Source organism: Polaromonas sp. P1_H6, assembly GCF_056405195.1.
On sequence record NZ_JBFUCN010000058.1, the window covers coordinates 1 to 7,554 of the forward strand.

At 55.1% G+C, this 7,554-nt stretch carries 3 protein-coding genes; all 3 read right to left on the reverse strand.

Translation table 11 applies throughout. The annotated features are described in order from the left end of the window. Positions 1–6,462, reverse strand: a 6,462-nt coding sequence (locus tag AC1D1F_RS24540) for a calcium-binding protein (protein ID WP_477700876.1), incomplete at its 3' end; no start/stop codon positions are given. 2 nt (positions 6,463–6,464) lie between these two features. Then, entirely contained in the window at positions 6,465–7,358 is an 894-nt protein-coding gene (locus tag AC1D1F_RS24545) for a hypothetical protein (protein ID WP_477678624.1), read from the reverse strand. Then, positions 7,340–7,554: hypothetical protein (locus AC1D1F_RS24550; RefSeq protein WP_477700877.1), on the reverse strand; the 215-nt coding region annotated here is incomplete at its 5' end. The genes AC1D1F_RS24550 and AC1D1F_RS24545, both read right to left, overlap by 19 nt.

The window sequence follows — 7,554 nt, forward strand, 5'->3', positions numbered from 1 at the left end:
AAAGGTGATGCGCTCGCCCGTTCCCGCGATGTTGAGGTACAGGTGCGTCTGGTCGCGGCTGAGGCTGACGTCGCCGGCCAGCACGGTGCCGTCAAAGCGCACGGTGTCCACATTGCCGGCGGTCTCGTCGTAGTCCAGGATGGTGTCGCTGCCATCTCCCAGGCTGTACAGGTAGACGTCGTTACCCCCCATTCCGTGAAACTCGTCGTCCCCGGCCTGCCCATCAAACACGTCTGCTGCGCTTGTGCCGCCTAACATGTCGTCTCCGGCTGTGCCCAGGATTGTGGGGGTGGTCGCCGTTGGGACAACTGCTGCCTCCAAGGCCTGCCGGTCCCACACGGTGCCGTCGGCGAACTCAACGCGTTCGATGCCTTTCCCGGCAGCCAGGTCCCAGTCAATCAGAACCTGGTCCGACGCGCTGATGGTCAATACCAGCTGCGTTGCCGTACGGGAAACCGTCACGTCGCCGGCTGCGATCCCTGCCTGCATGAAGAGCGTGTCCACATTGCCGGCTGTGGTGTCGAGGTCGGAAATCGTGTCCCGGCCATACCCCAGCCCGTAGACGTAACTGTCGTTATTCAGTCCACCCACCAGCATGTCATCGCCGGTTCCACCGTCCAGCGTATCGGAACCGTCACCCCCTTCAAGATAGTCGTTTCCTTCCATTCCATACATAGCGTTGCCGCTGCTGCCGGCCACGATGTGATCGGCCAATCCCCAGCCGTACAAGTTAGAGCCGCCCAGCCAGCTGCGCTCCGTCAACAAAAAGCTGAAAGACTGATCCTCGATATTCCAGATCGTGCCGTCCGCAAAGACCAGCCGCTCAATGGTGTAGTAGTACTCGTCCAGCGCATAGAACTGTTGGGTAATGTTGATGGTCTCGCCAGTGGCGGTAATCGTCAGGACGGCGTCACCGCCGTTGTATCGGATGCCCGAAACGTCTCCTGGGTTCAAAGCGCTTAGCTCCAGCGTGTCAAGCGCACCTCCGCCAAAGTCATAAATCAAGTCGTTCCCCTGCCCCAGGCCCCAAACAAAGGTGTCGTCGCCGCGGCCTCCCGTCAGGCTGTCATTGCCCAGGCCTCCGATCAAGCGGTCATCGCCCTGATTGCCCCGCAGGCTGTCATTGCCATCACCCCCCTCAAGCAAGTCATTTCCGCCGCCGCCACTCAGTTGGTCGTTACCGCCGCCTCCGGTCAAATGGTCATCGCCGTCAAACCCGGTGATGTCGTCATCCGCCCCGGTGGGCACCAGCGTCATGAGTTTGAGCGTGTTGATACCCCACTCCACCCCATTGGAGAACACGATCGTCTCAATGGCTCCGTCGTAGTCCGATCCAAAGAATGCCCCTACCACGAGCTCTTCACCCGAATCGATTACCTTCAGCTTCAGGTTGCCTGATGAGTCTTTGCTGACCGCGATATCCGTGTCCAGAAGATTAGTCAGCATCAGGACATCGCGGCCACCTTGTTCCACCAGCACATCGCTGCCAAAACCACGGCCCCACTTGTACGTATCGTTACCGAGGCCGCCATAAGCTACATCATTGCCCGTGCCGCCGTCCAGGACGTCATCAAAGACGCTGCCCACCAGGGTATCGTTGCCGCCCTGGCCATTCAGGGAGCTGGCCTGGTTGAAAGCGATGAGCTCGTTGTCATACTCATTACCCTGGAATTGCTGACCGTTGGCGAGCAATTGAGCTAGCGTGGTTGTTTGTGCACCTGCCGTGATGACAAAACGGTCAAGGAAGGCCTCGACATCCGCACCGATGGTTTGGATGCTGATGGAGTCTTGCCCGACGGGCGTCATGAAAAGGACGACCTTGCGGTTGTCAACCGGCCCGGACAATCCAATTCTCAGCAAGGAAATATCGGCATTCGCGTCAAGCGCCAAGTTGAGCGCGGTGGCTTCGGCTTCAGCGGCGCCAGCCCCCATGATGATCAGGTCATTGCCGTCGCCCTCATGGAATTCCAGTGTGTTGTCGGCAGACTCGAAGCGGATGACGTCGTTGCCTTGGCCTGCGGAAACAACATTGCCGCTTCCCATGACAACGATATCGTCCCAGCCGGTTCCCGTTACCACCTCTTGCGGTGGGCCTGTCACTGTCACCTGGCGCGAAGTAGGGCTGGCTCGCAGCAGGTCTTTGGCGCTATAGCTTGCCCCATTCACGGAAACCGATGCCAGTGAACCGTCCAGCCAACCCGCACCACAGTAAATAACCAGCCCTCCAATGGTCAATATCCCCCCGCCCTGAAACGTCAGTTCAGGCTTGCTGCCTGCCAGGGCGTTGAAAATCTCAATAGTGCTGCCAGCTCGCGAGTAATCGTCAAGGCTGATAACGGTCGCCAAGGCCGCATCGATTCGGTAGCTGTTTTTGCCAGAAATGTCGGTCAGCTCTGAATCACCAGAAATGAGATAAACGTCTTCGCCTTCCCCACCTTGGGCTTTGTCGCCCGCTCCCACAATCAGCGTGTCCTTGCCTCGGCCGCCAAACAGCCAGTCAGCACCTTCACCACCATCCAGATAGTCATCACCGGAGTCCGCACTTGATAACTGGCCTTCCACGTCATCACCGAACAGCCAATCTTCGCCAATGCCGCCGAGCAGCGTGTCGCGGTTACCCCCACCCACCAACACGTCGTTACCGCTACCACCGTCCAGATAATCCTCGCCATAGAAACCAAGGGCATTCAGACCGGCCTTGCTGTAAGAGATACCCGTCCAACGGTCAACCGTGGCACCCAGTGTTGCCGTATTCAACACGGTGGCTTCATCGCCCCAAAGATAGTCGTTGTCTTCCTCGCCAAAGATGTAATCGTCCCCGCTATAGCCGGCGACAAAGTCGACGCCTGAGCCCGCCAGGACAATATCGCTACCGCCTCCGGTGTTAACCACATCGTCGCCCGCGCCGGCATACACCACGTCATTGCCGTAATAGCGATTGGTATTGAAAGTTCTTGTCTGGTCGTTTAGCGGATCAGTGCTGCTGACGCCATACCAGCTCGGCAATTTTGTGGATTGGCCGCTGGTTGCAACCATCTCGGTTCCCGATGGAAAGTACGCGTCCCATCCTTCGATCGGTACATTCGACTGGTTAAGCACCGAGATGGCATCCAGGTCGTAGCTACCCAGAGGGTCCATGTAGTCATACACAGTTCCACCTCCTGTCGAGCCAAAATTGCCGCTCGCAGAAACGTAGTCGAAGTAGCTGGTATTTCCCAAGTAACCCAATGTGGGCGCATTGGGCATCAAGTCCCATGTTTGGCCCGTCTTGATATGGAAGCTGTAAAGCGCCACTTTTCCCAGCATGCTGTGGGTAGTTGACGTTGGGCTGCCCCCGGAAGTGTTTTGCCCAATCCTGTGGGCACCGGCGCGGCTATCGCCGATATCGCCATCGCTCAAAATAATGTCGTTGCCACTTCCGCCCACGATGACATCGTTGCCGTCGCCGCCAAACAGGGTGTCGTTCAAGGAACTGCCAATCAACGTGTCATTGCCGGCCCCTCCATCGAGCGCAACCGCCTCACTATAGGGATGCAGGGCGGCCCAGGACGAACCCAGCTCCGCATCCGTCGGGACGTTGGTATAACCCAGCGAATTACTGACTGCATCCGCTACTGTCTGGGTGGTTACGGCATAAAGATGGTCATCCCCATCCAGGCCATACAAGACTTGTGAGCGCGGCGCAAAGTTCGGGTTTGTGTTAACCACGCTTCCACCCTCAATAATGTCACCGTATTTGCTACCGGCCACGTACTGAGACCCCTGCATGCCAAACACGCCACCTTTCAAAGCGACGGCACCCGAGACCGCAGGCGACGCGGATATTACGTTTCCGTTGGGATCATTCACTTCTGAGTAGGCTGCTCGACCTTCACTTGTGGAGAGGTCAAATACAGGCATGACCGGTGCTACAACCGGTGCCGCCGCTGCCGGGGCGTGAATGCGGAGCGCCAGATCGGCATAGTTCTGGATGACCACAGAACTGTTCAGGCCTGCAGCGCCGCCACCACTGATCCTGAGTTCCTTTTTAACCTTGTCCCACAGGTAAGTGATGACTGCATCAGGCTGGCTCGTATCTTCCCAGATAGCCTGAGCGGCGGTGTCTGAGACAAGCGTACCGCTACCGTCAAGTGTTCGGCCGGCAAATTCAATCTTGCCTTGTCCATCGCTGTCCAGCACGGTGTCGCGGTTACCGCCAGCGCTGAAAATATAGGTATCGAAGCCTGCGCCGCCGACCAGGGTATCAGTGCCCTCACCTCCGACGAGGGTGTCGTCGCCAGCGTTGCCTTCGAGGTAGTCTGCTCCACCCTTGCCGTCGATGACGTCGTTGCCACCTCCACCGTATATATGGTCATCCTTTTCCTCGCCCGAGAGCTCGTCGGCATCACTTCCTGCAAAAATGATCCGTTTTGCCTTAAGTATGGCTTGTGGGCCAGCGTTGGTATTGGCAAGACTGAACAGGGTTGAGGTCTCGGCATCGCTGTAGGCGACGGCCTGAGAAACAGTTGGGCTACGAAGTTTCTCAAGATTATTGGTGTTACGAAAGGCGACCCATCTGAGCATATCTGCCCGATCGGCATACCAGTTCGTTGTGAAGGTGCTGAGGCCTGCGGCTTTTTGCGATGGTGACAGTTGCGCATCGGCTTCCCACGACTGCGCCAAGCTTTCGTTGGCCTGCTTGAGTTTGGCAATCGCGGTGGCATCAGTGGTTTGGAGGACAAAAGGACTCAGCGCGTTGAAGGCAAGAAAGCTTGCAAAATTAGTCTGCGCATCAGTCACCTGGCTAATGGGAACGATGGTGGCTTTTCCAAGCAGCGCTTGATATGTTGAGGTGTCCGTAATCGCCTTAAGCTTTTCATAAAACTTGGTTCTTCCGCTATAGCCAACTGGATCGTCGAGCATTGCCCAAGTGTTGCCATTCGGACTACCTTGAAGTCTGGCACTGCCTTTCCAGCCCAGACCCAACATATCAGCCAAAGCGTTGACGACTTTCTCCAGTGAGCCCCCGTCAGCCTTACCTTGGTTGTTGGTACCGACATCTGAAGTGAGGCCAGTTTCCACTTTGTCGCTGCTAGCGGCGTTGAAGATACTTTTAAGAGTGGCGAAATCCAGACCTGAAGATATTTTCATCAACATGCTTTGCACGTTCAGACTGTCAACAAGCAATACCAGACTATGTGTGTCGCCAAAATCGTTTTGACTGAAATCGGGAACGAGCAATTTGAAATCCGCGGCCAATGCCCCAACGCCAGAAGCAGTAAGTACCGAGCTGGGCACCTGACCACGGAGCAAAGGTTGGTCCTCTATCCATATCGGCGTAGCTGCGCCATAGTGAATTTGCGAATTGGCTACACCCGACGGCGATGTATCGCCGTACAAATCGTACAAATTAGTAATGCGGTCTGACGCAATTTCTCTTCCTGAGTAAGCTACGACACCACCAAAATCAAAGATAGTTCGGGTACTACTGGTTGCCTCGCTGGCCTTAAGCACCGCCAACTGGTAGTCCAGCCCAACAGCATTTATTTTTGAAGTCGTAACCGGCCGGGCTGGAACATCCGGACTGTTGCCGTTTGGAATACCCGCATTGACTCGCTCGACCTCACCAGCGACATCGGATATTCGCCGTAGGGCTGTTTGCAGTAGCAAAAGCTCTTGTCTCGCGATGCCGTTGGTGGCTTGTAAAGGCAGGGTAAGCTGATAAAGAGCAGACTCGGCGCTTGCCTTAGTAGCTTGACTAGCCCCAGCTTGAAAGACATCCTTGAATTGGTTATACAAAGATTGCGCTTGTGATGAAGTAAATAAATCCGCATTGGCACCAGTAGCGCGTCGTTGCGAAAAAATTCCCATAACGCTACCCAGCGTCCCGGTAAAGGTACCGACTCCTGCACCGTTGATGGTGTAGGTATTGACAATGGGATTGGGAGTGCCGTCCTCACGCAGCTCCTCTCTGCGCAAAATGCTAAAGGCCGTGGCGAGATGTCCGCCTAAGCTATAGCCGGTAACACTGAAGTTGTTGTCTCCCAACTTGGTCGAATCGGCCTTGAGCGTGGCGTACCAAGCCTCCATGTCCGCGATCTGTCCGAAAGCCCACCCTTTCTCCTTGATCTCCAGCGTGTTTGTTGCTTCGCCATCTCGAACTGCATCGTCGGCGAACTCCGTAGAGCGAAAGCTCAACACGTACTCATTCGTGATGGCATTTTTAAAGAGCGTTCCGCTAAAACCGGTTTCTGTATTGCTTTTATGCTCTACGACGGTCCATTTCTCTTCATCCAAGAACTGTTTGGCTTGGGTTGCAGTAAACCTGCTGGAACGATTATTTCCACTGATTAAGCTGGCCTCCGTCATTGACCCAGCGCCAGTAGTCAATCCAGCGTCGTCCATAGGTAACACCCCAAATAAAGACTCAGCCGCCATCTGCAGGTTGACGTATTTCAGATAAGTTGTGATTTCAGTGGACATGTCTATTCACTTCGCTTAGGTTTTAGGACTTGCTCGACAAACGATCTGATGTGACCGGAAGATCCTCCGTAGCCTGTCAATGGACACTGTTTGGCGAAACCCCATGGTGATCTTTCACCGTAGGTATCGCCAAAACCGGGATCGAACGAGTACCGTACGAATTCACCAAGTAGCTCGCCATTTTTCTGGTCGACTACCGTCACATGTCCACCGGCAATCCAGCTCTCTCGCCCCTGCTGGTCTTCAATACTTTCGTAAGCAATGATGTATCGAGAGAAAGCATCTGAAACTTGCTCTTTTTTTCCGTAGGCTTTCAAAGGGTCGCTCCCGTAAACATATTGGGACTCAGCAAGGAGCTTGTATCGAAAATGCTTACCTTGCTCGTCTACGTCTACATAGGAATAACCTTTGAGCCCCCCGCGCGCCCAGCCGAGTTCTCGGGCTTGAAGACCTGATCTCGGTTTATGGAAATACAAGAATTCCATGATGTACTGGTTTCCTCCCGATTCACCGGGAAAACCAGCACCAGGCCAATCACGATTGGCTCTATCAACGTTCGAGATATTCGACCGGGGATTCAACAGGCGGACTCCCTCGACGTTCTCTATCGTTTTGTATATCTTCTCTCCCGCTGTCTCGCAGCGTTTGTCAAACAAGGCCTGCGCCTTCGCCAAACGTGCACGATAGGCATCTCCTGCTTCTTTTTCCTTTGCATATTCCTGGTAGCTCCGAATCGGCAGTATGGACGCCAGGCCCAGAACGACTAGGATGGCTACTGTCTTCGTCGATTTCTCCTTTATCAACAATAGCGCCAATAGAATCACGATCAACACGATGATCAGATAGCCCCAACCAATTGCGCTGAGGAGGTATTGCGTTAGCCAGTAATCACGCATTTCTTCTCCCTGAAAGCGCAAGCAAACGCGCAGGACATTTCCCCTTCATCGCTCCCTCCCCGACTCCTGCACCGTCTCTGCACAGGCGACAGCAAATACTCGAGCACCGTCCGCTCGCCCTGATTGATCCCGGCCACGACCGGCGTGCCGCGTAGCCAGGAGCCTTGCGGAAAGCCTGTGTCATATCCTTTAGCCC

Coding starts and splice junctions, on each gene's coding strand:
- AC1D1F_RS24545 (WP_477678624.1), bottom strand. CDS start 7,358: ATGCGTGATTACTGGCTAACGCAATACCTCCTCAGCGCAATTGGTTGG.